At 72.0% G+C, this 26,416-nt stretch carries 19 protein-coding genes; 12 read left to right on the top strand and 7 right to left on the bottom strand.

Going from position 1 to position 26,416, the window contains the following annotated elements; translation table 11 throughout:
- Nucleotides 1-194: 194 nt before the first annotated feature.
- Complete coding sequence (locus ACZ592_RS13340) at nucleotides 195-2,366, top strand: 3-hydroxyacyl-CoA dehydrogenase NAD-binding domain-containing protein (RefSeq protein ID WP_471581642.1); 2,172 nt, start codon at nucleotides 195-197, stop codon at nucleotides 2,364-2,366.
- 103 nt (nucleotides 2,367-2,469) lie between these two features.
- On the opposite strand, the gene ACZ592_RS13335 is transcribed toward ACZ592_RS13340, so the two are convergent.
- Complete coding sequence (locus ACZ592_RS13335; RefSeq protein ID WP_471581641.1) at nucleotides 2,470-3,204, bottom strand: MerR family transcriptional regulator; 735 nt, start codon at nucleotides 3,202-3,204, stop codon at nucleotides 2,470-2,472.
- A gap of 214 nt (nucleotides 3,205-3,418) precedes the next feature.
- On the opposite strand from ACZ592_RS13335, the gene ACZ592_RS13330 reads away from it, so the two are divergent.
- The 5 genes from ACZ592_RS13330 to ACZ592_RS13310 all read left to right on the top strand — a co-directional run bounded on the left by ACZ592_RS13330 (nucleotide 3,419) and on the right by ACZ592_RS13310 (nucleotide 9,184).
- Nucleotides 3,419-5,224: an AMP-dependent synthetase/ligase gene (locus ACZ592_RS13330; RefSeq protein ID WP_471581640.1), complete on the top strand. Its 1,806-nt coding sequence runs from the start codon at nucleotides 3,419-3,421 to the stop codon at nucleotides 5,222-5,224.
- Nucleotides 5,225-5,383: 159 nt separating this feature from the next.
- Nucleotides 5,384-6,862: an amino acid permease gene (locus ACZ592_RS13325; RefSeq protein WP_471581639.1), complete on the top strand. Its 1,479-nt coding sequence runs from the start codon at nucleotides 5,384-5,386 to the stop codon at nucleotides 6,860-6,862.
- An 89-nt stretch (nucleotides 6,863-6,951) separates the two neighbouring features.
- Nucleotides 6,952-7,431: a macro domain-containing protein gene (locus ACZ592_RS13320; RefSeq protein WP_471581638.1), complete on the top strand. Its 480-nt coding sequence runs from the start codon at nucleotides 6,952-6,954 to the stop codon at nucleotides 7,429-7,431.
- 181 nt (nucleotides 7,432-7,612) lie between these two features.
- Entirely contained in the window at nucleotides 7,613-8,242 is a 630-nt protein-coding gene (locus ACZ592_RS13315; protein WP_471581637.1) for a hypothetical protein, read from the top strand.
- A gap of 147 nt (nucleotides 8,243-8,389) precedes the next feature.
- Nucleotides 8,390-9,184: an alpha/beta fold hydrolase gene (locus ACZ592_RS13310; RefSeq protein ID WP_471581636.1), complete on the top strand. Its 795-nt coding sequence runs from the start codon at nucleotides 8,390-8,392 to the stop codon at nucleotides 9,182-9,184.
- Nucleotides 9,185-9,232: 48 nt separating this feature from the next.
- Here the strand turns inward: ACZ592_RS13310 and ACZ592_RS13305 are convergent, their stop codons facing one another.
- On the bottom strand, nucleotides 9,233-10,693 hold the full coding sequence (locus tag ACZ592_RS13305; protein WP_471581635.1) for an aldehyde dehydrogenase family protein: 1,461 nt from the start codon (nucleotides 10,691-10,693) through the stop codon (nucleotides 9,233-9,235).
- Between the two features lie 167 nt (nucleotides 10,694-10,860).
- Here ACZ592_RS13305 and ACZ592_RS13300 point away from each other — a divergent pair, with 167 nt between their 5' ends.
- Complete coding sequence (locus ACZ592_RS13300) at nucleotides 10,861-11,805, top strand: oxygenase MpaB family protein (RefSeq protein ID WP_471581634.1); 945 nt, start codon at nucleotides 10,861-10,863, stop codon at nucleotides 11,803-11,805.
- A 138-nt stretch (nucleotides 11,806-11,943) separates the two neighbouring features.
- Here the strand turns inward: ACZ592_RS13300 and ACZ592_RS13295 are convergent, their stop codons facing one another.
- Nucleotides 11,944-13,446, bottom strand: a complete 1,503-nt coding sequence (locus tag ACZ592_RS13295) for a M1 family metallopeptidase (RefSeq protein WP_471581633.1) — start codon at nucleotides 13,444-13,446, stop codon at nucleotides 11,944-11,946.
- A gap of 202 nt (nucleotides 13,447-13,648) precedes the next feature.
- Here ACZ592_RS13295 and ACZ592_RS13290 point away from each other — a divergent pair, with 202 nt between their 5' ends.
- The 3 genes from ACZ592_RS13290 (at nucleotide 13,649) to ACZ592_RS13280 (ending at nucleotide 18,719) form a co-directional block, all read left to right on the top strand.
- Complete coding sequence (locus ACZ592_RS13290) at nucleotides 13,649-15,625, top strand: Xaa-Pro dipeptidyl-peptidase (RefSeq protein ID WP_471581632.1); 1,977 nt, start codon at nucleotides 13,649-13,651, stop codon at nucleotides 15,623-15,625.
- The gene (locus ACZ592_RS13285) at nucleotides 15,622-16,902 is read left to right on the top strand and encodes a M14 family metallopeptidase (RefSeq protein ID WP_471581631.1); all 1,281 of its coding nucleotides are present in this window, start codon (nucleotides 15,622-15,624) and stop codon (nucleotides 16,900-16,902) included. The genes ACZ592_RS13290 and ACZ592_RS13285 overlap by 4 nt, the downstream gene beginning before the upstream one ends.
- A gap of 137 nt (nucleotides 16,903-17,039) precedes the next feature.
- Nucleotides 17,040-18,719: a BCCT family transporter gene (locus ACZ592_RS13280; protein WP_471581923.1), complete on the top strand. Its 1,680-nt coding sequence runs from the start codon at nucleotides 17,040-17,042 to the stop codon at nucleotides 18,717-18,719.
- A 9-nt stretch (nucleotides 18,720-18,728) separates the two neighbouring features.
- Here ACZ592_RS13280 and ACZ592_RS13275 read toward each other — a convergent pair whose 3' ends face one another.
- Nucleotides 18,729-19,682: an FAD-dependent oxidoreductase gene (locus tag ACZ592_RS13275; RefSeq protein ID WP_471581630.1), complete on the bottom strand. Its 954-nt coding sequence runs from the start codon at nucleotides 19,680-19,682 to the stop codon at nucleotides 18,729-18,731.
- Between the two features lie 66 nt (nucleotides 19,683-19,748).
- On the opposite strand from ACZ592_RS13275, the gene ACZ592_RS13270 reads away from it, so the two are divergent.
- Nucleotides 19,749-20,780, top strand: coding sequence for an oxidoreductase (locus ACZ592_RS13270; RefSeq protein ID WP_471581629.1), 1,032 nt, complete (start codon nucleotides 19,749-19,751; stop codon nucleotides 20,778-20,780).
- 149 nt (nucleotides 20,781-20,929) lie between these two features.
- A complete protein-coding gene (locus ACZ592_RS13265) occupies nucleotides 20,930-22,573 on the top strand; it encodes an ABC-F family ATP-binding cassette domain-containing protein (protein WP_471581628.1) in 1,644 nt (547 codons plus the stop codon).
- 78 nt (nucleotides 22,574-22,651) lie between these two features.
- On the opposite strand, the gene ACZ592_RS13260 is transcribed toward ACZ592_RS13265, so the two are convergent.
- The 3 genes from ACZ592_RS13260 to ACZ592_RS13250 form a co-directional block, all read right to left on the bottom strand.
- Nucleotides 22,652-25,093, bottom strand: coding sequence for a Tex family protein (locus ACZ592_RS13260; RefSeq protein WP_471581627.1), 2,442 nt, complete (start codon nucleotides 25,091-25,093; stop codon nucleotides 22,652-22,654).
- Nucleotides 25,094-25,159: 66 nt separating this feature from the next.
- The gene (locus ACZ592_RS13255) at nucleotides 25,160-25,312 is read right to left on the bottom strand and encodes an LPFR motif small protein (protein ID WP_471581626.1); all 153 of its coding nucleotides are present in this window, start codon (nucleotides 25,310-25,312) and stop codon (nucleotides 25,160-25,162) included.
- A gap of 105 nt (nucleotides 25,313-25,417) precedes the next feature.
- On the bottom strand, nucleotides 25,418-26,308 hold the full coding sequence (locus tag ACZ592_RS13250; protein ID WP_471581625.1) for an SCO6745 family protein: 891 nt from the start codon (nucleotides 26,306-26,308) through the stop codon (nucleotides 25,418-25,420).
- Nucleotides 26,309-26,416 lie beyond the last annotated feature (108 nt).

The following is a 26,416-nucleotide window of genomic DNA, read 5'->3' as shown; positions in this document are numbered from 1 at the left end:
CCGCTGCCGACCGCGGGCCGGTGGTCCGTCCTCGCGCTCTCCGTGCGCCCCCATGAGGCGCGGCGCAGCCGCATGCCTCGGGGCGCGGGGAACTGCGCGACCAGCCCCCACCGGCGGTCGGACGGCTACGACGCCCCGCCGCCCTCCCCAGATTCCGCCTCCCCGCCTGCCACAGACTTCACGGAGACAAAGACATGACCGAGAGCACCACCATCCGCTGGGAACAGGACGACACCGGCGTCGTCACCCTCGTCCTCGACGACCCCAACCAGTCCGCGAACACCATGAACCAGGCGTTCAAGGACTCCATCGCGGCGATCGCGGAGCGCGCCGAGGCCGAGAAGGACTCGATCCGCGGCATCATCTACACCTCCGCCAAGAAGACCTTCTTCGCCGGTGGCGACCTCAAGGACATGATCAAGGTCGGCCCGGAGAACGCCCAGCAGGCGTTCGAGACCGGCACCGCGATCAAGAGCTCGCTGCGCCGCATCGAGACCCTCGGCAAGCCGGTCGTCGCCGCCGTCAACGGCGCGGCACTCGGCGGCGGCTACGAGATCGCCCTCGCCTCCCACCACCGCGTCGCCCTCGACGCGCCCGGCTCCAAGATCGGCCTGCCCGAGGTCACCCTCGGCCTGCTCCCCGCGGGCGGCGGCGTCACCCGCACCGTACGCCTCATGGGCATCACGGACGCGCTCCTGAAGGTGCTCCTCCAGGGCACCCAGTACAACCCGAAGCGCGCCCTGGAGAACGGCCTCGTCCACGAACTGGCCGCCACCCCCGAGGAGATGATCGAGAAGGCCCGCGCCTTCATCGACGCCAACCCCGAGTCGCAGCAGCCCTGGGACAAGCCCGGCTACCGCATCCCGGGCGGCACCCCGGCCCACCCGAAGTTCGCGGCGAACCTGCCCGCGTTCCCCGCCAACCTCAAGAAGCAGACCGCGGGCGCCAGCTACCCGGCCCCGCGCAACATCCTCGCGGCGGCCGTCGAGGGCTCCCAGGTCGACTTCGAGACCGCGCTGACCATCGAGGCCCGGTACTTCACCGAGCTGGTCACCGGCCAGGTCGCCAAGAACATGATCCAGGCGTTCTTCTTCGACCTGCAGGCCGTCAACTCCGGCGCCAACCGCCCCAAGGACATCGAGCCGAAGACCGTGCGCAAGGTCGCCGTGCTCGGCGCGGGCATGATGGGCGCGGGCATCGCCTACTCGTGCGCCCGCGCGGGCATCGAGGTCGTCCTCAAGGACGTCTCCGCCGAGGCCGCCGCGAAGGGCAAGGGCTACTCCGAGAAGCTCTGCGCCAAGGCCGTCCAGCGGGGCCGCACGACCCAGGAGAAGGCCGACGCCCTGCTCGCCCGCATCACGCCGACCGCCGACCCGCAGGCACTCGCGGGCTGCGACGCGGTGATCGAGGCGGTCTTCGAGGACACCTCGCTCAAGCACAAGGTGTTCCAGGAGATCCAGGACGTCATCGAGCCGGACGCGCTGCTCTGCTCCAACACCTCGACGCTGCCCATCACCACGCTCGCCGAGGGCGTCTCGCGCCCCGTCGACTTCATCGGCCTGCACTTCTTCTCGCCCGTCGACAAGATGCCGCTGGTGGAGATCATCAAGGGCGAGCGGACCGGCGACGAGGCGCTGGCGCGCGCCTTCGACCTCGTACGGCAGATCAACAAGACGCCGATCGTCGTCAACGACTCGCGCGGCTTCTTCACCTCGCGCGTCATCGGCCACTTCATCAACGAGGGGGTCGCGATGGTCGGCGAGGGCATCGAGCCGGCCTCCGTCGAGCAGGCGGCGGCCCAGGCGGGCTACCCCGCCAAGGTCCTCTCGCTGATGGACGAGCTGACCCTCACCCTGCCCCGCAAGATCCGCAACGAGACGAAGCGCGCCGTGCAGGAGGCCGGCGGCACCTGGGCGGGCCACCCCTCGGACATCGTCATCGACCGCATGGTCGACGAGTTCGAGCGTCCCGGCAGGAGCGGGGGAGCGGGCTTCTACGACTACGTGGACGGCAAGCGGGCCAAGCTCTGGCCGGGCCTGCGCGAGCACTTCACCAAGCCGGGCCACGAGATCCCGTTCCAGGACATGCAGGAGCGGATGCTCTTCTCCGAGGCGCTCGACACCGTGCGCCTGGTGGAGGAGGGCGTCCTGACGTCCGTCGCCGACGCCAACATCGGCTCCATCTTCGGCATCGGCTTCCCGGGCTGGACGGGTGGCGTGCTGCAGTACATCAACGGCTACGAGGGCGGCCTGCCCGGATTCGTGGCACGCGCGCGTGAGCTCGCCGAGCGGTACGGAGAGCGGTTCACTCCGCCCGCGCTGCTGGTCGAGAAGGCGGAGAAGGGCGAGAGGTTCAGCGACGCCTGATCGCTGTCCGACGTCTGCCCCACCTCTTCGGCGCCTCCGGTGCCGCCCGGCCACGGGCGGGACCGGAGGCGCTTTCGTCCGTGGGCCAGGTTCACCCGTGGGGTCAGGCCTCCTTGAGCCACTCCCGCAGCTCCTCCTTGAGGGAACGCTGGAACGCGGTCACCAGCGCCTGCACCACCATCGGCTGCATGTGCGCCGAGAGCGACCGCATCGCCGCGACGTGCTCGGGGTCCGACTCCCGCTCGCGGTAGGGCCCCCAGACCTCGTCGCGGAAGAGCCGGGACAGTTCGTGCGCGGCCGAGCGCGTGTGCTCCATCAGGACCGTGCGCGCCGCCAGGATCGTCTCGTGCGCGATGGGCACGTCCAGGAGTTGCACGCCGAGGCGCAGCAGCCCCGGGTCCACGCGGTAGGTCCCCGCGGTCTCGGTCCGGGCGATCACCCCCATGGCGGCGAGACGGTCCAGGTCCGCCTCGCCGAGCGCGCGGCCCGCCCTGCGTTCCAGCTCGGCGTGCGGGGCGTACTCCGCCGCGTCCGGCGCCCACGAGGCCACCAGGGCACGGTGGATGGCCAGATCGTGCGCGCTCAGGTCGGCCGGCAACTGCTCCAGGTACCGCTCGATCGCGGCCAGTGTCATGCCCTGGTGCTGCAACTCCTCGATCAGCGCGAGCCGGGACAGGTGCTCCTGGCCGTAGTGGCCGACGCGGCGCGGGCCGATGACCGGCGGCGGCAGCAGCCCCTTGGTGCTGTAGAAGCGGATCGTGCGGACCGTCACGCCCGCGCGCGCGGCCAGTTCGTCGACCGTGAGCGTCGGCTCCTCGGTGTCGGTGTCCGTCGTCATGACGGCGCTCTCCCTCCCCGGCTCTCCGGACGTCTCCCCGTCGGTGCAGTGGTCCGGTGCGTGGCCGGGCGTGCATCAATCCAGTGCAACAGTATTGCTGGCACACCAGTGTTGTGAAAGCCTCCGGGCCAGTCACTTGCTCGTCCACCGCTCGGCCACACGCTCCGAACGCACGCGTCCGCTCACGCACAGCCGATGGCGCCAGGAGGCGGTCATGACCACGATCCTGCGACTTCCCGGGGACCCCGCCGACATCACGCTCCCCGCTCTGCTGCTCCGCAACGCGCAGGACCACGGAGATCTGCCCGCGCTGTCCTGGCGGCAGGGCGAGGAGTGGTCGACGCTCACCTGGCGCGAGGCGCGGCGCAAGGTCGCCGTGCTCGCCGCCGGCTACAGCGCGCTCGGGGTGCGCCGCGGCGAACACGTCCTGCTGATGATGGGCAACCGTCCCGAACACTGGCTGAGCGACCTCGCCCTGGTGCACTTGGGCGCCGTCCCCGTCACCGTGTACGCCACCGCGGCCCCCGAGCAGATCGCTCACATCGTCCGGCACAGCGGGGCCCGCTTCGCGATCGTCGAGGGCGCCCGCGAACTGCCGCGCTGGGAGCCCCTCCTGGCGGACGACACGGCTCCGCTGGAGCGCCTGGTCGTCGTCGAGGCCGCCGAGGCGGGCGAGCACCGCACGTACGGGTCCCTGCACGCCACGGGCGGCCGCCTCTTCCACTCCGACACCTTCGAGAAGTCCTGGCGCGAGAACCGGCCCACCGACGCGCTCACCGTCGTCTACACCTCGGGCACCACGGGCGACCCCAAGGGCGTCCGCCTCACCCACCGCAACGTCCTCCTCAACGGCATCGCCCTGGACGGCGTCGTCGACTTCCCCGAGCACGTCGGACACATCTGCTACCTGCCCTTCGCGCACATCGCGGAGCGTCTGCTGGGCCTCTACCTGCCGGTCCTTCGCGCCGCCCACGTCTACCTGTGCGCGGACCCCGCCCAGGTCGCCGCCACCGCCCGCGAGCTGCACCCCTTCCAGTTCTTCGGGGTCCCGCGCGTGTGGGAGAAGCTCGCCGCCTCCGTAGGGGCGGCGCTCGCGGGGCTGCCCGAGGAGCGGCGCCGTGCCGTCGAGGCGGCGAACGAGACGGCACGCGCGCATGTCGCCTGCCGGGAGCGCGGCGAGGAGCCTCCTGCCGAGCTGCGGGCCGCGTACCAGGAGGCCAAGGAGAAGGTCCTCGACCCGCTGCTCGCGCTCGCCGGGTTCGACCGCCTGGTGTGGACGGCGAGCGCCTCGGCGCCGATGCCGCTGGAGGTGTCCCGGTTCTGGGCCGGCTTCGGCCTGGTGATCATGGACGCGTGGGGCCTCACGGAGACGACCGGCGTGGTCACGACGAACGGCCCCGACGGCTTCCGGCTCGGCTCGGTCGGCCGCCCCATCGACGGCCTGGAGATACGGGTCGCCGACGACGGCGAGATCCTGGTGCGGGGCGCGACGGTCTTCGACGGCTACCTGCGGCCCGACGGCGGCGTCGACGGCGCGTGCGACGCGGACGGCTGGTTCGCCACCGGCGACATCGGGCGCCTGGACGAGGACGGCTACCTCTGGCTCACCGACCGCAAGAAGGAAATGATCGTGACCTCGACGGGCAAGAACGTCTCGCCCGCCCTCGTCGAGAACACGCTCAAGGAGCACCCCCTGATCGGCCAGGCCCTCGTGCACGGGGACGGCCGCTCGTACCTGGTGGCGCTGCTCGTCCTTGATCCGGAGATGGCACCGGCCTGGGCCGCCGCGCGCGGGATCGAGGGGGACCTGGTCGCCGACGAGGCCGTGCGGGCGGAGGTGGCGCGCGCCGTGCGGGCCGCCAACGCGCGCCTGAACCGCACCGAGCAGGTCAAGCGCTACCGCCTGCTGGCCGAGGAGTGGGGTCCGGAGACGGGCGAGCTGACCCCGTCCCTGAAGCTGCGCCGCCGGGTGATCCGGGACAAGTACGAGCAGGTCATCGACGCCTTGTACACCCCCTGACCACCATGTGAGAAGAGCCGCTATGTGACGTGTGCCACCGCGTGCGCGCCGATCTCTGGGGGAAGGTGTCCCGTCGGTCCGCGCGCGTCAGGGGTGTCGCGGGTCGAAGCACATCCGGACACCGGAGCTCTTCCGGGCACCAGAGAGTAGATCGACCACGTGAGCAAGGAAGCCGTAGACACGGCCGCCGTGGACGCGTCCCGCAACGACGCCTCCCAGGCCCCCGCGGACGCGGGCGACGCCGGTTACAGCAAGGACCTCAAGGCCCGCCACGTCAACATGATCGCGATCGGTGGCGCGATCGGTACCGGCCTCTTCCTCGGCGCGGGCGGACGCCTCAACTCGGCGGGCCCCGCGCTCGCCGTCGCGTACCTCGTGTGCGGCATCTTCGCGTTCTTCGTCGTCAGAGCCCTCGGCGAGATGGTCCTGTACCGGCCCTCGTCGGGGTCGTTCGTCTCGTACGCGCGTGAGTTCCTCGGCGAGAAGGGCGCGTTCTTCGCCGGTTGGATGTACTTCCTCAACTGGTCGACCACGTGCATCGCCGACATCACGGCGATCGCCCTGTACACGCACTACTGGAGCTTCTTCACCGACATACCCCAGTGGGTGCTCGCCCTCGTGGCCCTCGCGGTGGTGCTCGCCGTGAACCTCGTCTCGGTGAAGTACTTCGGCGAGATGGAGTTCTGGTTCTCGATCATCAAGGTCGCCGCGCTGTCGGCGTTCATGATCATCGGAATCTTCCTGCTGGCCAGCCAGCACAAGGTCGGCGGCGAGACGCCGGGCCTGAACATGATCACCGATCACGGCGGCTTCCTGCCGAACGGCATGATGCCCGTCGTGATCGTGATGCAGGGTGTCGTCTTCGCGTACGCCTCCCTGGAGCTGGTCGGCGTCGCCGCGGGCGAGACGAAGGACCCGCACAAGGTCGTCCCGCGCGCGGTGAACTCGATCATGTGGCGCGTCGGCATCTTCTACGTCGGCTCCGTGGTGCTCCTCGCGCTGCTGCTGCCCGGCACGCTGTACTCCGCCGACCAGAGCCCGTTCGTGACGGTGCTCTCCAAGATCGGCGTACCGGCCGCCGGCGACGTCATGAACTTCGTGGTCCTCACCGCGGCCATGTCCTCGCTGAACTCCGGCCTGTACTCCACCGGCCGCATCCTGCGCTCGATGGCGATGGCGGGATCCGCCCCGAAGTTCACGGCCAAGATGAACCGCAACCAGGTGCCCTACGGCGGCATCCTGCTGACCGCCTCCCTCGGTGTCGTCGGCGTCGGCCTGAACCGCGTCGTCCCGGACCAGGCGTTCGAGATCGTCCTGAACGTGGCCTCGCTCGGCATCATCGGCACCTGGATCACGATCATGGTGTGTCACCTGGCCTTCGTGCGCCGGGCGAAGGAAGGCGCGATCACCCGGCCGAAGTTCCGCCTCCCGGGCAGCGGCATCACCGAGTACGTGACGATCGCGTTCCTGCTCGTCGTCCTCTGCCTGATGTGGAAGGACGCCGAGGTGGGCCGCAAGACCCTCTTCCTGATCCCGATCGTGGGCGCGGCCCTGGTCGTCGGCTGGTTCGGCGTCCGGCGCCGGGTGGAGCGCGAGCGGCAGGGCCTGTCCGAGCCGCAGGACAAGCTGGAGAAGTAACGGGAGCCGGGAAGCAGCGACGGGCGGGCCGCACGGCGGCCCGCCCCGGTCGAGGGCCCGCTGTCAGTGGTGGCCCGTACGGTGGCGTCATGTCGGAGATCACGTATGTCCGGGGTGACGCCACCGCGCCGTTCGGCAAGGGCGTCAAGCTGATCGCCCACGTCTGCAACGACCTCGGGGGCTGGGGCAAGGGCTTCGTGCTCGCGCTCTCGCGCCGCTGGCCGGAGCCGGAGAAGGCGTACCGCGCCTGGCACCGGGCGCGCGCGAAGAACGACTTCGGTCTCGGCGCCGTCCAGTTCGTCGACGTCGGCCGCCGCCTGTGGGTCGCCAACATGGTGGGGCAGCGCGGGATGCGCACGGGCAGCAAGGGCGTCCCCGTGCGGTACGAGGCGCTGGACACCGCCCTGGCCGCCCTCGCCGACAAGGCCGAGGAGCTCGGCGCCTCCGTGCACATGCCGCGCATCGGCTGCGGCCTCGCGGGCGGCACGTGGTCGCGGATCGAGCCGTTGATAACCGAGCGCCTGGTGGCGCGGGGGATCGCGGTGACGGTGTACGACTTCGGGGACTGAGGCGGAGGGGCCTGCGCGGGGGCGACACAAGGCGGTGCAGGGCGACGGTGCAGGGCGACGGCGTGGGGCCTGTGCGGCTCACGTCATGGGATGCGACGCGTGGGACGACCACGGATCCCCGTGCGCCAACTGCCCCGCAGGTGGGCGTTGTTGTGCACGGATGAGCGGGTAGAGCTCCGGCATGCACCTCATCCCCCCGGACTTCGGGCCGATCAACCCCAAGGCCGAGGAAGTGGCGGTCGTCGCGGTCCTGCTCGGCGCCTGCTGTCTCCTCGTCGGACACTTCCTGCCGCGGACCGGGCGCGTACGCGAGGGGCGGGAGACGATCCTCGCGGACGTCCTGGGCAGGTCGGCGGCCGGCCCGCGGCGCGCGGCGGCGCTCTTGGGGGAAGGCGCGGGGAGGCTGCTCTCGCAGGCCGACCGTGACAAGGGGCGTGACACTGATCGTGGGCGGGGCCGTGCGGTCGGCGCTGGGTCCGAGCGTGCGGCGGCGCACGTCCCTCGTCGGGCCGCCGGGGACGGTGCCGCCCTGATCGTCGCCGCTCCGGCCGAGGGACCGCTGGACGGCGACGGGGACCTCGCCACCGGACAGGCCAGGGGAGAGGCGGAACGCGCCGCCGCCGAGGCCGAACTGCGCGGGCAGGTCTCCGAGTGGGCGTCCGAGCTGGCGAGCCGCATCGCGGCCGACCCGCTCACGGGGCCGCCCCCGGCCCCGGGCTCCGGAGCGAGGCCACAGCCCGGATCGGGACCCGCCGGGGTGCCGGCCGACGGCCCGCGCCCGGCGCCGCGCCCGCAGCCCGGCGCGCCCTGACCATGGCACCGGAGGCCTGTTGACCACGGCGTCGGGCACCGCGCCCGGCGCCGATCCGACGGGTTCAGGCCGCCGGGCGTACGGATTCACGCCCTCGTCCGGCAGCGCCACTGGCGGCCGGGACCGCACGCGCGGAGACTGCCGGGCATGGACGTCATGGTCTCGGTCAAGGACGGCGAAGTGTGGGCGCACGACTCGGGTGAACCGGGCGGCGCGGACGGCGAAGAGCTCCCCCTGGTCCTGCTGCACCCGGGAGTCGCCGACTCCCGGGTCTGGGACCGCGTCCTGCCGCGCCTCACGGAGCGGCACCGGGTGATCCACTACGACGCGCGGGGATACGGCAGGTCACCGGACCCGACCGCCGCGTACTCGCTGGTCGAGGACCTGATCGCCGTCCTCGACCACTTCGGGGTGGCCCGCGCGGTCCTCGTCGGATCGAGCATGGGCGGCGCGACGGCCCTCAGTCTCGCGCTCCGCGACCCCGCGCGCGTGGCGAGCCTCGCCCTGGTGGTCCCGGGCGTCACCGGCGCCGACGACCTGGTCCCGGCCACGTTCACGGCCGAGGTCGGCCGGCTCGCCGAGGCGGGCGACGTGGACGGCATCGTGGCGCTGCTGAAGCGGACCTCGGGCGCCGCGGGCACCGGGGACGACGCGGAGGTCGACGCGTACCTGAGGGCGGTCATCCCGGCGTGGTTCGCCAACGTCCCCCACAACGTGCCCGACCCGCCCGCCTACGACCGCCTCGGCGAGCTCGACGTGCCCTGCGTCCTGGTCCTCGGGGAGCAGGACCAGCCGGAGGTGGTCCGGGTGAACGAGACGATGGCGCAGCGCATCCCGGGCTGCCGCCTGGTGCGCCTCGCCCGCAGCGACCACTTCCCGACGGTGCGGGAACCGGACGCGGTCGTGGACGCCGTCCTGGACGCGTACGCCGAGGCGCGCTAGAGCCCAGGCCCTGACCGTTGGGGCCCAGGTCCTGACAGGTGGGCGGGCTCAGAAGCGCGCGTGCAGCCTGCGCGCGAGCTCCACCGCCCGCGCGGACTTGTCGGGGGCGGTGGCGAACGACGTCAGATCGGCATAGGGCGCGAACCGCTTCACCGTCACCGAACGAGGTGCCGCGAACGCCCGCAGCCCCTCCGCGCCGTGGATCCGCCCGTACCCCGACTCGCCCGTGCCGCCGAACGGCAGCGAGGGAACGGCCGCGAAGCCGAGCACCGACCCGACCGCCACCGCCCCGGCGTCGAGCCGCTGCGCCACGGCGCGCCCGGTGGCACGCGACCCGGTGAAGACGCTCGCGCCGAGCGCGTAGGGGGAGGCGTTGGCCCGTTCCACCGCCTCGTCCAGGTCCCGCACCCGGTTGACCGCGACCACCGGGCCGAAGGTCTCCTCCGTCATCGCGGGCGAGCCCTCCGGCACGTCCACCAGGACCACGGGGCTCACGAACGGCGCGGCGACGGACTCGGGCCCGCCGAGCGCCGCCCGCGCGCCGGACGACAGCGCCTCCTTCATGTGGCGCTCCACGACGCCGAGCTGGGTGGGCAGCGTCATCGGGCCGTAGTGCAGGCCCGCGGCAAGCTCCCGCGTCCTGGCGACGATCAGTTCGCACAGCCGTTCGTGCACGGAGGCCACCGCGTAGACCCGTTCGACGCCGGCGCAGGTCTGTCCCGCGTTCGCCATCGCGCCCCACGCGATCGCCTCGGCCGCCTCCGCCAGGTCGGCGTCCGGGCCCACGAGGACCGCGTCCTTGCCGCCGCACTCGGCGAGCAGCGGTGTCAGGGAGCGGGCGCAGACCTCGGCGACCTTGCGGGCGGTCCCCGGCGTCCCGGTGAACGACACCTTGTCGACCCCGGACGCGGCGAGCGCCCGCCCCGTCGACCCGGGCCCGGTCACGGTCCGCAGCAGCCCCGCGCAGTCCGGCACGGCGTCGTCGAAGGCCGACGCGAGGAGCGCGCCGGTCCCGGCCGTCAGTTCGGACGGCTTGAAGACGACGGCGTTCCCCGCGGCCAGCGCGTAGCCGATCGAGCCCATGGGGGTGAAGACCGGGTAGTTCCACGGGCCGATGACGCCGATCACGCCCAGGGGGCGGTAGCCGAGCAGTGCGCTCTGGTGGGCCGAGAGCAGTCCGGACGCCACCCGGCGCACCCGCAGCACGCGCCGCGCGTTGCGGGCGGCCCAGTCCAGGTGGACCAGGGCGAGCAGCACCTCGGCCCGCGCGTCGTGCACCGGCTTGCCGGTCTCGGCGGTGACGGCGTCCGCGAGTTCGTCCATGCGCCGGGCCAGCGAACGCTTCCAGTCGAGCAGCCGGTCCCGCCGGCCGGACCAGCCCAGCTCCGCCCAGCCCGCGGCCACGCCCCGGGCGCCCGCGACCGCCCGCGCGACCTCGTCGGGGCCGTCGACCGGGTGCTCACCGATGACGTCTCCGGTGGCAGGGGAACGTACCGCGAAAGTGGCCATCAGTCAGCGCTCCAGAGGTAGTTCGTCGGGCCGTACCGGACCGGCCGGCGCCGCGCCGGCAGCATCCACCCGACGGGGCCGCACAGGGAACCCCCGGGCCCCCGGAAGCGGAAGCACGGTCGCATACTGGACAGGTACAAACCGGCCACGGCCGAGGAGCACGTCGCATGAACCCTGCCGAGCACCGCGCGGACCGAGACGTCCAAGGGACCGCCGAAGCGCCCGCACCCCCCGCACCCTCCGCACCCCCCGCACCCCCCGAAACCCGCGATCCCGTCCCACCGCCGCCCGGCGGCATCCTCTGGAGCATCGCGGGCGACATCCGCATGCTGCTGATGCTGCCGCCCGCGCTCACCCTGCAGGTGGCGCACCCGGCGGTCGGTGCCGGCGTCGACGACCACTCCGTGTTCCGTACGGACCCGTGGGGACGCGGCGAGCGCTCGGTGCGCTCGGTCCTGCTGTGGGTGTACGGGGGAGAGGCGGCCGCGGTGGAGGGCCGCAGGCTGCGCGCGCTGCACCGCACCATCGCGGGCACGGACGCGCACGGCCGCCGCTACCACGCGCTGATGCCCGCCAACTACGCCTGGGTCCACGCCACCGGCTTCCCCGTCTACCGGCACGCGCAGAAGTACCTGGGCCGCCCCTTCACCGAGACGCAGGAGCGGCAGCTGTACGCGGAGTGGCTCCAGGTCGGGCGCATCCTCGGCATCCACGACCGGGACATGCCGCAGACGCTCCAGGAGTTCTGGCCCTACTACCGCACGGTCCTCGCCGAGGAACTGGAGCTCACGGCGGTGGCCGAGGAGCTGACCGCGACCGGTCGGCCCGTGCCGCCGCCGGACCGCGGACCGAGGCTCACGCGCCTGGTGCTCCGTGCCCTGTGGCCCCTGCTTCTGCCGCCGCTTGCCCGCTTCCGCCGCTTCGTCACGATCGGACTGATGCCGCCGGACGCCCGCGAGGCGATCGGCCTGCCGTGGACGGCCACGCAGGAGCGCAGGCTACGGCGTTTCGGCCGGGTGGTCCGCACGGTGGTGCCGCTCCTGCCCGAGCGGCTGCGCTACCTGCCGGCCGCGCGGGCGGGGCGGGCGAGGGAACGCGCGGCTCGTACGTAACGCACGGCACGCGGGTCACGCACGGCGCGGGCGGAGAAGCGGCGGCCACCCGCCCGCCCGGCTGCCGCGCGCTGCGGGCAGCCGGACGGGCGGGGCGCGGCACGCGGTCTGCCGCGCGATGCCGCGTGGTGCGTCGGCTCAGTGACCGTGACCGTGCTCGTGCACGCCGTTGGTCGCCGCGATCTGCTTCCACGACTTCGGCTTGGCCACAGCGGCCTTGGACCGGGCGATCCCGGCGTCCCGCGCTGCCGGGGACTCAGGGCGCGACGGCTGGTAGAGCCACGTGTCGAAGAGCTCCGCGAGCGGCTTGCCCGAGACCTTCTCCGCGTACTTCACGAAGTCGCTCACCTTGGCGTTGCCGTACGCGTGCTTCTTCGGCCACCCCTTCAGGATCGCGAAGAACGCGTCGTCGCCGATCTCGTTGCGCAGCGCCTGCAGAGCGACCGCGCCCCGGTCGTAGACCGCGCCGTGGAACTGGTTGTCCGGGCCCGGGTCGCCCGGCTTGACCTGCCAGAACGGGTCGTCGGCGGGGTGCTGCGCGTAGACGTAGTCCGCGAGCTCCTGGGCCGTGCCCTCGCCCTCCTTCTCCGACCACAGCCACTGGCTGTAGCGGGCGAAGCCCTCGTTGACCCAGATGTCCTTCCAGCCGTCGACCGAGACGCTGTCGCCGTACCACTGGTGGGCGATCTCGTGGACGACGATCGACGGGTTGGAGCCATTGGCGAAGGCGGCCGGGCTGTAGAACGGCCGGGTCTGCGTCTCCAGGGCGTAGCTGCTCTTCACGTTCGGGACGTACCCGCCGAGCGCGTTGAAGGGGTACTTCCCAAAGACCGTCTCGAGCCACTCGGTGATCTCGGTGGTCCGCTCGATGCTGGCGCGTGCGGCGCCCGCGTTGTCGCCGAGGTCCTTGCTGTAGGCGTTCAGGACGGGCAGGCCGCTCTCCGTCTTGTCGGTCGTGATGTCGAACTTGCCGACCGCGAGCGTGGCGAGGTAGCTGGCCTGCGGCTTGTTCGACCGCCAGTTGTAGCGGGTCCAGCCCAGCTTGGAACTCTGCGACTGCAGGGCGCCGTTGGAGATCGCCTGAGTGCCGTCCGGCACGGAGACGGAGACGTCGTACGTCGCCTTGTCCAGCGGGTGGTCGTTGGAGGGGAACCACCACACGGCGGCCTCCGGCTCCTGGGCCGCGACGCCGCCGTCGGGCGTCCGGTGCCAGGCCGTGTAGCCGTTGATCTTCAGCTCGGACGGCTTGCCCGCGTACCGCACGACGACCGTGATCGGCGTGCCCTTCGGCAGGCCCGCCGGCGGTGTGATCTCCAGCTCCTGGTCGCCGGTCTTCGCGAACTTGGCCTTCTTGCCGTTGACCCGCACCTCGGACACCTTGAGGCCGAAGTCGAGGTTGAAGCGCGAGAGGTCCTGCGTGGTACGGGCGTTGAGCGTCGCCGTGCCCTCCAGGAGGTCCGTCGCGGGCTGGTACTTCAGGCGCAGGTCGTAGTGCGAGACGTCGTATCCGCCGTTGCCGCTCGCCGGGTAATAGGGGTCGCCGATGCCCGGGGCCCCGGGGGAGAAGTCGGCGGCCGATGCCGGGATCGCCAGCAGGAGAGAGGCCGCGAGCGCGCCCGGGGCGATGAGTCTGCGGTGCACGAGAGCTCCAAGTCGTAGGGGCACAACAACTGTTCGTCGTGATCGTCGAGCCTATTCAGCCCTGCCCGCACGCGTCATGTCCATGGCCCCGGACGTCACACGATCGCCATTCGGCCGACATGTGCCTTGATGTCCCACGCACCTGTCGATGCTGCGTGCGGCCCTCTGTCGCACGGGAGTCCACCGGTGTACCTTCCGCGCCATGCCGATACGTGCGCGACGCGCCCACCTCCTGTGGAGAGCACTGTTGACCGCGGCCCTCGCCGCCCTGCTGGCCACCCTCACGTCCCCGGGCGCCGCGCAGGGCGCCGACCGGGCCCCGCGCGCCCCGGGCGAGAGCAGACCCGTGTACTCGTACGAGGACGCGATACGCGAATCCGTATGGGTCGACACCAGGATCGACGGCGACGCGGACGGCAGGACCGACCGCGTCGCCGTCGACATAGTCAGACCCCGCGAACTCGACCGCACGGGCCGCCGGATACCCGTGATCATGGACGCCAGCCCGTACTACTCCTGCTGCGGCCGGGGCAACGAGAGTCAGAAGAAGACGTACGACGCGGACGGGAACCCCGTGCAGTTCCCGCTCTACTACGACAACTACTTCGTGCCGCGCGGCTACGGCTACGTCGCGGTCGACCTCGCGGGCACGAACCGCTCCGACGGCTGCGTCGACGTCGGCGGCCGCTCCGACGTCCAGTCCGCCAAGGCCGTCGTCGACTGGCTGAACGGCCGCGCCCGCGCCTACACCAGCCGCACCGGGAACGCGCGCACCCAGGCCTCGTGGACCAACGGCGCCACCGGGATGATCGGCAAGAGCTACGACGGGACCATCGCCAACGGCGTCGCCGCCACCGGCGTCAAGGGCCTCAAGACGATCGTGCCGATCGGCGCCATCTCCTCCTGGTACGACTACTACTTCGCCAAGGGCGCCCCGCTCTTCGGCAGCGGCCCCGACGGCCTCGCCGACGGCGTGCAGAGCCCCGAGGCCCGCGCCCGCTGCGGCGCCGTGCAGCAGCGCCTGATCGACGGAGCGCCCCGCACCGGCGACTGGACCCGCCTGTGGAGCGAGCGCGACCACGTCCCGGACGCCGACCAGGTGCGCGCCAGCGTCTTCGCCGTGCACGGCATGCAGGACCTGAACGTCCGCACCAAGCACTTCGGCCAGTGGTGGGACGCCCTCGCCGACAACGGCGTCGACCGCAAGCTGTGGCTCAGCCAGGCCGGCCACGTCGACCCCTTCGACCTCCGCCGCGCCGACTGGGTGCGCACCCTGCACCGCTGGTTCGACCACGAGCTGCTCGGCTACGACAACGGCATCGACCGCGAGCCGATGGCCGACATCGAGCGCGCCCCCGACCACTGGACCACCGACCGCGTCTGGCCCCCGCGCGGCACGGACACCGTCAAGCTCCGCCCCGCCAAGGGTGCCGCGCCCGGCGTCGGCGTGCTCGGCCCGCGGCCCGGCAAGGGCACCGAGACCTTCACGGACGACCCGCGGATCGGCGAGACCCAGTGGGCCGAGAAGATCGACACATCGACATCCGGCAAGGCGGGCTTCATCAGCAAGCCCCTCGGGCGCGACCTGCGCCTCTCCGGCTCCTCCACGGTGACCGTCACCGCGACCCCGACCACCCGCACCGCCCACCTCTCCGCGGTCCTCGTCGACCTCGGCCCCGCCACCATCCGCGACTACGCCGCGTCCGGCGAGGGCATCAGCACCCTTCCCGAGCGCACCTGCTGGGGCGCGAGCACCACGGGTGACAGCTCCTGCTTCAAGGAGACGCGGGCCAGGACCGCCGCCGTCGACTACACGATCTTCAGCCGCGGCTGGGCCGACCTCGGCAACTGGGCCGACGCGGGACACGGCCGCCCGCTCACCCCGGGCAAGCCGCACACCATCACCCTCGACCTCGCCGCGAGCGACCACGTCGTACCCGAGGGCCACCGTCTCGCGCTGATCATCGCGGGCACCGACAGAAACCTCATCCAGCCCCCTGCCGACACCCCGACGCTCGCCCTCGACCTGTCCCGCACCTCGGCGAAGCTGCCGCTGGTCGGCGGCGCCGACGCGTTCACCACCAGCGCCCCCTCACACGTCGCCCCCCGCCCGTCCCGTCTCGACGGCGTCGCCCCGCCGCGTCCGCTCAACCCCGTCCCCGGAGGCAGCACTTCATGACACCCCGCATCCGCACCCTGGCGCTCGCCTGCGCCACCGCCGCGCTCGCGGCGCCCCTCCTGACGGCGCCCGCCGTGGCGACGCCGACCCCGCCGCGCACCGGCTTCGAGGAGACGAACGGGGCGCGCTGGACCAGCCAGCCCGAGGAGCGGGAACTCCTCGCCACCGTGGACCGGGCGACCAGCAGGGTCTCGGTCACCCGCATCGGCACCACCAAGAAGGACCGCCCCGTCCAGCTGGTGCGCATAGCGGAACGTCCCACGAAGAACACCGTGTTGCTGATCTGCAGCCAGCACGGCGACGAGCCGTCGGGCCGCGAGGCGTGTCTGTCCACCATCCGCGACCTGGCGTACGCGAAGGACAAGAAGACCAAACGCTTCCTGAGCCGCACCACGCTCCTCGTCGTGCCCACCGCCAACCCGGACGGCCGCGCCGCCGACACCCGCGGCAACTCCGACGGCGTCGACATCAACCGCGACCACCTCGCCCTGCAGACGGCGGAGGCCCGTGCCATGGCCGCGGTGATCCGCGACCGCAGGCCCGACGTCATCTACGACCTGCACGAGTACGGCGCCACCCCCAAGTACTACGACAAGGACCTGTTCGACCTCTGGCCGCGCAACCTCAACACCGACGAGGCCGTGCACGGGGAGGCGCAGACCCTGTCGAAGGCGTACGTGCGGCCGGCCGCGGAGCGCGGCGGGTACACCACGGGCACGTACGGCATCTGGACCGATCCCGTGACCGGCGAGCCGGTCAAGCAGACCGCGGGCGACGGCCAGGAACGCATCCTGCGCAACATGTCGGGCATCAAGCACGCCGCGGGCCTGCTGATTGAGAGCCGCGTCGATCCCCTCACGGAGGCCGAGAAGAACGACGAGGCGCTGAACAACCGGCGCCGCGTGGCCTCCCAGCGCGCGGCGCTCGGCGGCCTGGCCGCGTTCACCGACGAGCGCCGCGGCCGTCTGGAGGCGGCCACCGACGCGGCCCGCGTCGAGGGCTACCGCGACCGCGGCCCGGTCTACCTCGGCGGAGCCGACAACGACCCGGCCGAACCGGCCGAGATCATCCAGGACCCGCCCTGCGGCTACCGCCTGGACACCGCCCAGTACCGCGACATCAAGGACGAACTGGCCCTGCACGGCGTCACCGTGAAGCGCCAGAAGTCCGGGGCGTACGTCCCGCTGCGGCAGTCCGCACGGGCCCTCGTACCCCTGCTGCTCGACGAGCGCGCGCCTTATCACATGGTCACAGGTCGGCCCGACATGACATGTTGAGCCGGTGAGAGGTGAGTCACATGTGGTAGGGGGTAGCGGAGAACAAAGTCTCGTCGTATTCCGACCCTTGAAAGGTGTCACCTGTGACGCAGGAACCTCAGAAAGCGGACGACGGGGGAGGGGCGCCAGGGGAGAGCCTGGCGCCCGCCCACGGCGGCCGGTCCCCACAGACGGACCGGGTGGTGTTCGGCGTCACCGCCCTGTTCACCCTCGCGTTCGTGGTGTGGGGCGCGGTGGCGACGGACTCGCTGCAGGATGTCTCCACGGACATGCTCAACGGTCTGATGCACAACGGCGGTTGGTTCTTCATGCTGACCGCCACCGGCTTCGTCGTCTTCGCGCTCTGGCTGGCCGTCAGCCGGTACGGGAAGATCACCCTCGGCGACGAGGGTGAGGAACCGGAGTTCCGCACCGTCTCCTGGGTCGCCATGATGTTCAGCGCCGGCATGGGCATCGGCCTGATGTTCTACGGCGTGAGCGAGCCCCTGGCCCACTTCACCTCACCGCCGCCGGGCACCGACCCGGCGGACGCGCCCGCGGCGATGGAGACCGCGATGGCCACGACCCTCTTCCACTGGACGCTCCACCCCTGGGCGATCTACGCGGTCGTGGGCCTCGCCATCGCCTACAGCACCTTCCGGCGCCGCCGCCGGCAGACCATCAGCGCCGTCTTCGAGCCGCTCATCGGCACGAAGCACGCCCACGGCGCCTGGGGCCGGGTCATCGACATCCTGGCCATCTTCGCGACGCTCTTCGGCTCGGCCGCCTCGCTGGGCCTCGGCGCCCTGCAGATCGGCAGCGGCATCGAGGTGCTCGACTGGATGGACGAGGCGAGCACCGGCCTGCTCGTCGTGATCATCGCCGTGCTGACCCTGGCCTTCGTGGCGTCCGCCATCTCCGGTGTGGAGAAGGGCGTGCAGTGGCTCTCGAACATCAACATGGTGCTCGCGGCGCTGCTGGTCATCTTCGTCTTCATCGCGGGCCCGACGGTCATCATCCTCGACATGGTCCCGACGTCGATCGGCGCCTACCTCGACGACCTGCCGCAGCTCATCGGCCGCACCGAGGCCTCCAGCGGCAAGGGCGTGGCCGACTGGCTCAGCAGCTGGACGGTCTTCTACTGGGCCTGGTGGATCTCCTGGACGCCCTTCGTCGGCATGTTCATCGCGCGCATCAGCCGCGGCCGTACGATCCGTCAGTTCGTCGGCGGCGTCATCCTGGTGCCCAGCACCGTCAGCCTCATCTGGTTCGCGGTCTTCGGCGGCACCGCCATGACCGTCGCCGAGCGGGGCGGCCTCAAGGGCGAGACGACGCAGGAGGCGCAGCTCTTCGGACTGCTCCACGAGTACCCGATCGCCACGGTGACCAGCCTGCTGGTGATGATCCTCGTGGGCATCTTCTTCGTCTCGGGTGCCGACGCCGCGTCCATCGTGATGGGCACGCTCTCCCAGAAGGGCGCCCTCGAACCCGGCCGGTTCGTGGTGATCTTCTGGGGCATCGTGACCGGCGCCGTCGGCGCGATCATGCTGCTGATCGGCGACGGCTCGGACGACGCGCTCACCGGCTTGCGCAACCTCACGATCCTGGTCGCCGCGCCCTTCACGCTCGTGATGATCGGCATGTGTGTGGCTCTGATGCGGGACCTGCGCCACGACCCGCTGATCGTGCGCGGGGAGCACGGCACGGAAGCCGTCGAGAAGGCCGTGATCGCCGGTCACGAGCAGTACGACGGTGAGTTCGAGCTCCGGATCGGCCCTGCCCAGGACGACGAAGGCAACGGCCAGGAGTCGGGCAGCACGGCGGCCGACAGCCGCTGACCGACCGCTTCAGGAGGCGGCGCCCACCAACAGTGCCGCCTCCTGGGCACACCCCCAGGCGACCGTGACACCGGCGCCGCCGTGCCCGTAGTTGTGCACCACGACCCCGCCCCCAGAGGTCCGCTCCCGCTCGAGACGCACCCGGTGCCGGGCGGGCCGCAACCCCACCCGGTGCGCCAGGACCCGCGCCCCCGCGATCTCCGGCCGCACGGCCGCGCACCGCACGACGATGGCCTCGGCCACCGCCGGATCCGGCTCCATGGACCAGTTGTCGTCCTGTGCGGTGCCGCCGAGCAGCAGCCTGCCGGGCTGCGGGAAGAAGTACGTGGTCGCCGACGAGGCCGGATCGGCAGCCGTGAACCACGTCTCGACACCCGGGTTCTCCACGACCACGACCTGCCCGCGCACCGGGTACACGGCATCGTCCGGCACGAGCTCGCGGGCGCCCAGCCCCGAGCAGTTCACGACGGCGGGCGCCTGGGCCAAGGGCTCCGCGAGCCGCCGGACCCTGCGGTGCTCCACGACCGCGCCCGCCGCTCGCAGCCGCTCCCGCAGCCAGGCCAGATGCACGGGCATGTCGATCAGCGGCAGCCGCGCGCACAGCGCCTGCCCCGGATACTCGCCGGGCTCCGCCACCCGCAGTCCCGCCACCCGCGAGGCCCACGGCCCCAACGCGTCCAGCCGCGTCCCGGCATGCACGCCCTCGACCATGCGTACGCCCCCGAGGCCACCGCGCGCCGCCAGCTCCTCGTACACGGCGAGCGACCGGAGCGCCCAGTCGCCGACCGCCTCCACGGGCTCGATGCGGTAGGGCCACCACAGGGCGCCGGCAACGGCCGAGGTGGTCCGCTCCACGGGGTCCCGGCTCCACACCCGCACGCGCCGCCCCGACTCCGCGAGCACGATGGCGGTCGTGAGTCCGACGACCCCACCGCCCACCACGATCACATCGTCATCCCTCATCCCAGGAACGTAGCGGAATGTGCGATGCCGTGCTCACATCAGACACCGGGTGGGGATACTCCAAGCATGTCTGCCGAGTACGCGACCTTCGGTCTGGCACCGGCCATGCGCGCCGGTGGAGTTCTCGCCAACGGTGACTACCAAGTGCACCGCGATTTCGTCGACTTCATTGTGAACGGGCGCCCCCTGCTCTTCCAGCTCTCCGACCTCGACGCGGTGTCGCCGCTGGCCGCCGACATCCCGCCGGCGATCTTCACCGCGCACGTCCGCAGGCTGCTCCTCGAAGCACGGGCGCCGCTGCGCGACGGGCGGTACGTCATCTACGGGTGCCCCGAGTGCGAGGGCCTGGAGTGCGGCGCGGTCACGGCGGTGATCGAGAAGAGCGCCGACGGCGGCGACGACTTCGTCTGGCGCGACTTCGCCTGGCAGACGGCCGAACCCGCCGACCTGGAGCTCAACGGCTACCACGGCATAGGGCCCTTCCGCTTCAGAGGCACCGAATACCGCACGGCTCTGGGCCAGTTGCTCGACGGGGGCGAACCGCAGGCCCGCCGACGGGTCCTGCTGATCGGTGCCCGGGTCGCGATCCTCGCCAAGCTGGCGGCGGCGCTGCGCACGATCGGCATCGGGGCGGAGATCGCGGCGGACGCGGCGGGCGTGCCGGGCGACGAACTCCGTACGTACGGGGCGGTCGCCTTCGGCCGCGCGGTGTCCGACGCGGCCCGGCAGTCCGTCCGTGCGGCCTTCGACGCGGCAGGGGTCCGGGTCGCCTACGTCGACGGCCTCGCCCCGATCATTCCGCTCCTGGTCGCCCAGATCGAGTACGCGCTCGACCGCAGCCCCGAGGACCAGCGGCGCCTGACCCGCCTGGCGGCCGGTCCCCGCGCGGCGGAGGTGTCGGTCACGTCGACGTGCCGGGTCCGGCTGACGGCGTACCGGGTGGACCGGCTGTCGCGTACGCACGTCCACGAGGTCTTCGACGAGGTCCTTGAGCCGGGGGAACACCAGGTTCCCCTGGCTCCCAGGGCCACGAAGGGTCGCTCCTACGTAGTGGCGCGCACCTCCACGAGCGTCCTGATCACTCCCACGTCCGACTAGCCCGCCGGGGGCCTCGGCGGTTAGCGGGTGCGTCGTGGCTGAGCGCGCAGGTCCCCGCGCCCCTGACGCACTCGCCCCTGCGGGGCTCGCCCGAGAAGGCCCCAGCCGGGCCGCTCCCCGTCAGACCGCTCACTTACAATCACCCCCTGATGACCGCAACCCTCGTCGCTAAAGATCTCGCCGCCGGCCACGGCGACCGCACCCTCTTCTCCGGACTGGACCTGGTCGTCGCCCCAGGCGACGTCATCGGCCTCGTCGGGGCCAACGGAGCGGGCAAGTCCACCCTGCTCAGGCTGCTCGCGGGCCTGGACACGCCCGAGGGCGGAGAGCTGAGGCTCTCGCCGCCCACCGCCTCCGTGGGACATCTCCCGCAGGAACCGGACCGCCGCCCGGGCGAGACCATCCGCGGCTTCCTGGCCCGCCGCACCGGCGTGGCCGAGGCCCAGCGCGTCATGGACGACGCCACGCAGGCCCTCGTGGACGGCGCCCCGGGTGCGGACGACGCCTACGCCACCAGCCTGGAGCGCTGGCTGGCCCTCGGCGGCGCGGACCTGGACGAGCGCGCCGACGACGTGGCCGACTCCCTCGGCCTCGCCGTGAGCCTGGACCAGGAGATGACGTCGCTCTCGGGCGGCCAGGCCGCACGCGCGGGCCTCGCCTCCCTCCTGCTCTCCCGCTACGACGTGTTCCTCCTGGACGAGCCGACCAACGACCTCGACCTCGCGGGCCTCGAGCGCCTGGAGGACTTCGTACGGGGACTGCGCGCCGGCACGGTCGTGGTCAGCCACGACCGCGAGTTCCTCACCCGTACCGTCACCAAGGTCCTCGAACTCGACCTGGCCCAGCAGGAGATCAACCTGTTCGGCGGTGGCTACGACGCGTACCTGGAGGAGCGGGAGACGGCGCGACGGCACGCCCGCGACGAGTACGAGGAGTACGCGGACAAGAAGGCCGCGCTCCAGGGCCGCGCCCAGATGCAGCGCTCCTGGATGGACAAGGGCGTGAAGAACGCCCGCCGCAAGGCGAGCGACAACGACAAGCTCGGCCGGAAGTTCCGCAGTGAGGCCAGCGAGAAGCAGGCGGCCAAGGCCCGCCAGACGCAGCGCATGCTGGAGCGCCTCGACGTCGTCGACGAACCCCGCAAGGAGTGGGAGCTGCGCATGGAGATCGCGGCGGCCCCGCGCTCCGGCACGGTCGTCGCGAACCTGCGCGAGGCCGAGGTGCACCGGGGCGCGTTCACGCTGGGTCCGGTCACGCTGGAGATCGGCTGGGCGGACCGCGTGGCCATCACGGGCGCGAACGGCTCGGGCAAGTCGACGCTGCTGGCCGCCCTCCTGGAGCGCATCCCGCTGGACGCGGGGAACGCGGCGCTCGGCTCGGGCGTCTTGGTCGGCGAGGTCGACCAGGCCCGCGCGCTGTTCCACGGCGAGGAGTCCTTGCTGGACGCGTTCTGCGCGGCCGTACCGGACACCGAGCCGGCCGAAGTCCGCACGCTGCTGGCGAAGTTCGGCCTGAAGGCGGACCACGTGCTGCGCTCGGCGGCCACGCTCTCGCCCGGCGAGCGCACTCGCGCGGGCCTGGCCCTGCTCCAGGGGCGCGGGGTGAACCTGCTGGTCCTGGACGAGCCGACGAACCACCTCGACCTGCCCGCGATCGAGCAGCTGGAGTCGGCCCTGGATGCCTACGAGGGCACGCTGCTGCTGGTCACCCACGACCGGCGGATGCTCGACGCCGTCCGGGTGACGCGCCGCCTGGAGGTGGCGGAGGGCAAGGTGACGGAACCGCCGCTCTGACGGCGGCCCCGCACCTTCACGGCCTCAGCTCCCACGGACGCCCGCGACTCCCCGCGGACATCCGCAGCACCCGCGGACTCAGCGCCGCTTGGGGTCCACGAGCCCGGCCCGCCGCAACGCCTCGGCCATCGCGTCGTTGGCGGGCGGCGGCCCCTGGCGCTGCGGCCGCTGGCCGCCGCCCCGCTGGCCCTGGCCCTGACCGCCACGGCCCCCGCGCTGCCCCTGACCACCGCGCTGACCCTGCTGTCCCTGCGCCGGGCCGCCCTGGCCCTGCTGCCGCTGCTGAGGCGGCCGCCCGCCCCGCTTGGGCTGGTTCTCGCCGGGCGCCGCCGCCTCGTCGTCCAGACGCAGCGTCAGCGAGATCCGCTTGCGCGGGATGTCGACGTCCATGACCTTCACCTTGACGATGTCGCCGGGCTTGACGACGTCCCGGGGGTCCTTGACGAAGGTCTTCGACATGGCGGACACGTGCACCAGACCGTCCTGGTGAACGCCCACGTCCACGAAGGCCCCGAACGCGGCCACGTTCGTGACGACGCCCTCGAGCACCATCCCGCCGGCCAGGTCGGAGATCTTCTCCACGCCGTCCTTGAAGGTCGCCGTCTTGAAGGCGGGGCGCGGGTCGCGGCCGGGCTTCTCCAGCTCCTTCAGGATGTCGGTGACCGTGGGCAGGCCGAAGACCTCGTCCACGAAGTCGTCCGGCCTGAGCGAGCGTAGCGTCGCCGTGTCACCCATCAGCGAACCGACCTCGGCACCCGAGGACTTCACCATCTTGCGCACCACGGGGTACGCCTCGGGGTGCACGCTGGAGGAGTCCAGCGGATCGTCGCCGCCGCGGATGCGGAGGAAGCCCGCGCATTGCTCGTACGCCTTCGGGCCGAGCCGCGCCACGTCCTTGAGGCCCTTGCGGCTCTTGAACGGGCCGTTCGCGTCGCGGTGCGCCACGATGTTCTCCGCGAGGCCCGCGCCGATGCCGGAGACGCGGGCGAGGAGCGGCGCGGACGCCGTGTTCACGTCCACGCCGACGCCGTTCACACAGTCCTCGACGACGGCGTCGAGGGAGCGGGACAGCTTCATCTCGGAGAGGTCGTGCTGGTACTGGCCGACGCCGATCGACTTCGGGTCGATCTTCACGAGCTCGGCGAGCGGGTCCTGCAGCCGTCGCGCGATGGAGACCGCGCCGCGGATCGACACGTCGAGGTCGGGCAGCTCCTGGGAGGCGAAGGCCGAGGCCGAGTACACGGACGCGCCCGCCTCGGAGACCATCACCTTGGTCAGCTTCAACTCGGGGTGCCGGGTGATGAGGTCGGTGGCGAGCTTGTCGGTCTCGCGCGACGCCGTGCCGTTCCCGATGGCGATCAGGTCGACGGCGTGCTCCTGGGCGAGCTTCGCCAGCGTCGCGAGGGACTGGTCCCACTTGTTGGCGGGGACGTGCGGGTGGATCGTGTCGGTCGCGACGACCTTGCCGGTCGCGTCGACGACGGCGACCTTCACGCCCGTACGGAATCCGGGGTCCAGGCCCAGCGTCGCGCGGGTGCCCGCGGGGGCCGCGAGCAGCAGGTCGCGCAGGTTCGACGCGAAGACGCGCACCGCCTCGTCCTCGGCGGCGGTCCGCAGGCGCAGCCGCAGGTCGATGCCGAGGTGCACGAGGATGCGGGTCCGCCAGGACCAGCGCACGGTGTCCTGCAGCCACTTGTCGGCAGGCCGGCCGCGGTCGGCGACGTCGAAGCGGTGGGCGACGATCCCTTCGTAGGAGGAAGGGCCCTCCGTGGCCTCCTCCGGCTCGAGGACGAGATCGAGGACGTCCTCCTTCTCGCCGCGCAGCATGGCGAGGACGCGGTGCGACGGCAGGTCGGTGAAGGGCTCGGCGAAGTCGAAGTAGTCGGCGAACTTCGCGCCCGCCTCCTCCTTGCCTTCCCGCACCTTCGCGGCGAGGCGACCGCGCACCCACATGCGCTCGCGGAGCTCGCCGATCAGGTCGGCGTCCTCCGAGAACCGCTCGGCGAGGATTGCCCGGGCACCGTCCAGGGCTGCCTGCGGGTCCGCGACGCCCTTGTCGGCGTCCACGAACGCGGCCGCGGCGGAGTGCGGCTCCACGGTCGGGTCGCCGAGCAGCCCGTCGGCCAGCGGCTCAAGGCCCGCCTCGCGGGCGATCTGCGCCTTCGTGCGCCGCTTGGGCTTGAAGGGCAGGTAGATGTCCTCCAGCCGGGCCTTGGTGTCCGCCTCGCGGATCCGCGCCTCCAGCTCCTCGGTGAGCTTGCCCTGTTCACGGACCGAGTCGAGGATCGCGGCGCGCCGGTCCTCCAGCTCGCGCAGGTAGCGCAGCCGCTCCTCGAGCGTGCGCAGCTGCGCGTCGTCGAGCATCTCGGTCGCTTCCTTGCGGTAGCGCGCGATGAAGGGCACCGTGGACCCGCCGTCGAGCAGGTCGACGGCGGCCTTCACCTGCCGCTCCCGTACGCCGAGCTCCTCGGCGATCCTGCCTTCGATGGATGCTGGGGTGGACGTCTTCAAAGCTGCCACGTTCCGGTACCGCCTTCTCGCTGAGGTTGCCGGGCAATTGTGGCAGGTGGCGCCGACAGGACGGGATCAGACCCGGCGGGTCCGGCCCGAGCGTCCCCCTCGCCCGCCGGAACGGGAGGCTCCGCCGAACAGCCTGGCCACGGCCCTGAACGGCAGGGTGACGACGGTGGCGATGGCTCCCGCGATCTGGCGCAGCACATCGGCTATGGCACGGAACATGGTTCCTCCCCTTTTCGTCTCCCGGCGCGGCCGGAGTGGCGGCCAGGAGACGACCGGGTACCTCAACTCGCCGAAGCCATGCAGGATCGGGTTGCCGGAACGGGCTCAGCGCTTGCCGAGCAGGTCCGCGGGGAACGCCCCGGCTTCCAGCGCCGCTGTGACGATCAGGGTGCCGAGCTCCGTCAGGCGTTCGACGCCCGCCGCGCCCAGGTGCTCGTAGGGCGCCCGGTCGAGACGGTCCGTCTCCGCCTCGATGTCCCGGCGCAGCGCCACACCGGCCTCCGTCAACTCGCGCTCGCCGTCGAGGAGTCCGCGTCCGCGCAGCCGCTCGACGGCGGCGTCCCACTCCTCCTGGTTCCAGCCCCGGGTCCTGAAGTTCCACTTCGGCGTCATGCCCTTGCCGGTCGCGGTGTGGCTCACCAGGGCTTCGATGCCGTCGAGTTCGGCGCCGAGCAGCACGCTCAGATGGCCGTCGCCGCGGTGCTCGCGCAGCAGCGTCGCCGCGTGCCAGTAGGCGAGGTGCGGCTCCTCGGGGACGGGCAGGTCGGCGTGTGCCGCGTACAGGGGGCGGGCACCGCGGGTGCAGGCCTCGGCGGCGCGCAGGGCGAGTGCGGCGGCCTCGGACATCTCCGGCGAGGCGATGAGGTCCTCGCCGAGGAGCCGGCGCAGCGTCGTATCGACCGCTCGCATGCGCGCTCCGCGCACCTGCGTGGGGACGGCGCGCTGCCACACGTCCGGCACGTGGGCGGCGACGAGCTCGTACTTGTAGTTGTAGAAGGCGGCGGTCACGGTGCCGGGGCCGACGGCGCCCATCGCCGACGCGCGCAGGGCGAAATTGACCGCGGTGGGGTGGGTGATCCCGAAAGGGGCCAGCTCGTGCGCGGAGTCCGGCGAGAAGTAGTGCGTCGAGTGCAGGGAGTTGAGCACGTTGTGACAGCGGCGTCCGGCGCGCGGGGGCAGCGCGGTGGTCGTGGGGGAGGTCGTCGAAGAGGTCATGGGAGCACGGTACCTACTGGTTGGTATGTCGTTGGCGGGGAGGCCGTGCCCCATGGCAGGAAAGGTGGGGTACTCGTCATTGCGGACGTCGCGCGCCGGGCCAAGAAT

It is taken from the genome of Streptomyces sp. NPDC040622 (genome assembly GCF_055593965.1).
The sequence above is the reverse complement of the archived record's forward strand: the minus strand, read 5'-3'. Positions and strand labels throughout refer to the sequence as shown.

Excerpts from the sequence above, each read along its gene's own strand:
- ACZ592_RS13340 (WP_471581642.1), top strand. The coding sequence starts at position 195 with ATGACCGAGAGCACCACCATCCGCTGGGAACAGGACGACACCGGCGTC.
- ACZ592_RS13335 (WP_471581641.1), bottom strand. The coding sequence starts at position 3,204 with ATGACGACGGACACCGACACCGAGGAGCCGACGCTCACGGTCGACGAA.
- ACZ592_RS13330 (WP_471581640.1), top strand. The coding sequence starts at position 3,419 with ATGACCACGATCCTGCGACTTCCCGGGGACCCCGCCGACATCACGCTC.
- ACZ592_RS13320 (WP_471581638.1), top strand. The coding sequence starts at position 6,952 with ATGTCGGAGATCACGTATGTCCGGGGTGACGCCACCGCGCCGTTCGGC.
- ACZ592_RS13315 (WP_471581637.1), top strand. The coding sequence starts at position 7,613 with ATGCACCTCATCCCCCCGGACTTCGGGCCGATCAACCCCAAGGCCGAG.
- ACZ592_RS13310 (WP_471581636.1), top strand. The coding sequence starts at position 8,390 with ATGGACGTCATGGTCTCGGTCAAGGACGGCGAAGTGTGGGCGCACGAC.
- ACZ592_RS13305 (WP_471581635.1), bottom strand. The coding sequence starts at position 10,693 with ATGGCCACTTTCGCGGTACGTTCCCCTGCCACCGGAGACGTCATCGGT.
- ACZ592_RS13300 (WP_471581634.1), top strand. The coding sequence starts at position 10,861 with ATGAACCCTGCCGAGCACCGCGCGGACCGAGACGTCCAAGGGACCGCC.
- ACZ592_RS13290 (WP_471581632.1), top strand. The coding sequence starts at position 13,649 with ATGCCGATACGTGCGCGACGCGCCCACCTCCTGTGGAGAGCACTGTTG.
- ACZ592_RS13285 (WP_471581631.1), top strand. The coding sequence starts at position 15,622 with ATGACACCCCGCATCCGCACCCTGGCGCTCGCCTGCGCCACCGCCGCG.
- ACZ592_RS13275 (WP_471581630.1), bottom strand. The coding sequence starts at position 19,682 with ATGAGGGATGACGATGTGATCGTGGTGGGCGGTGGGGTCGTCGGACTC.
- ACZ592_RS13270 (WP_471581629.1), top strand. The coding sequence starts at position 19,749 with ATGTCTGCCGAGTACGCGACCTTCGGTCTGGCACCGGCCATGCGCGCC.
- ACZ592_RS13265 (WP_471581628.1), top strand. The coding sequence starts at position 20,930 with ATGACCGCAACCCTCGTCGCTAAAGATCTCGCCGCCGGCCACGGCGAC.
- ACZ592_RS13255 (WP_471581626.1), bottom strand. The coding sequence starts at position 25,312 with ATGTTCCGTGCCATAGCCGATGTGCTGCGCCAGATCGCGGGAGCCATC.
- ACZ592_RS13250 (WP_471581625.1), bottom strand. The coding sequence starts at position 26,308 with ATGACCTCTTCGACGACCTCCCCCACGACCACCGCGCTGCCCCCGCGC.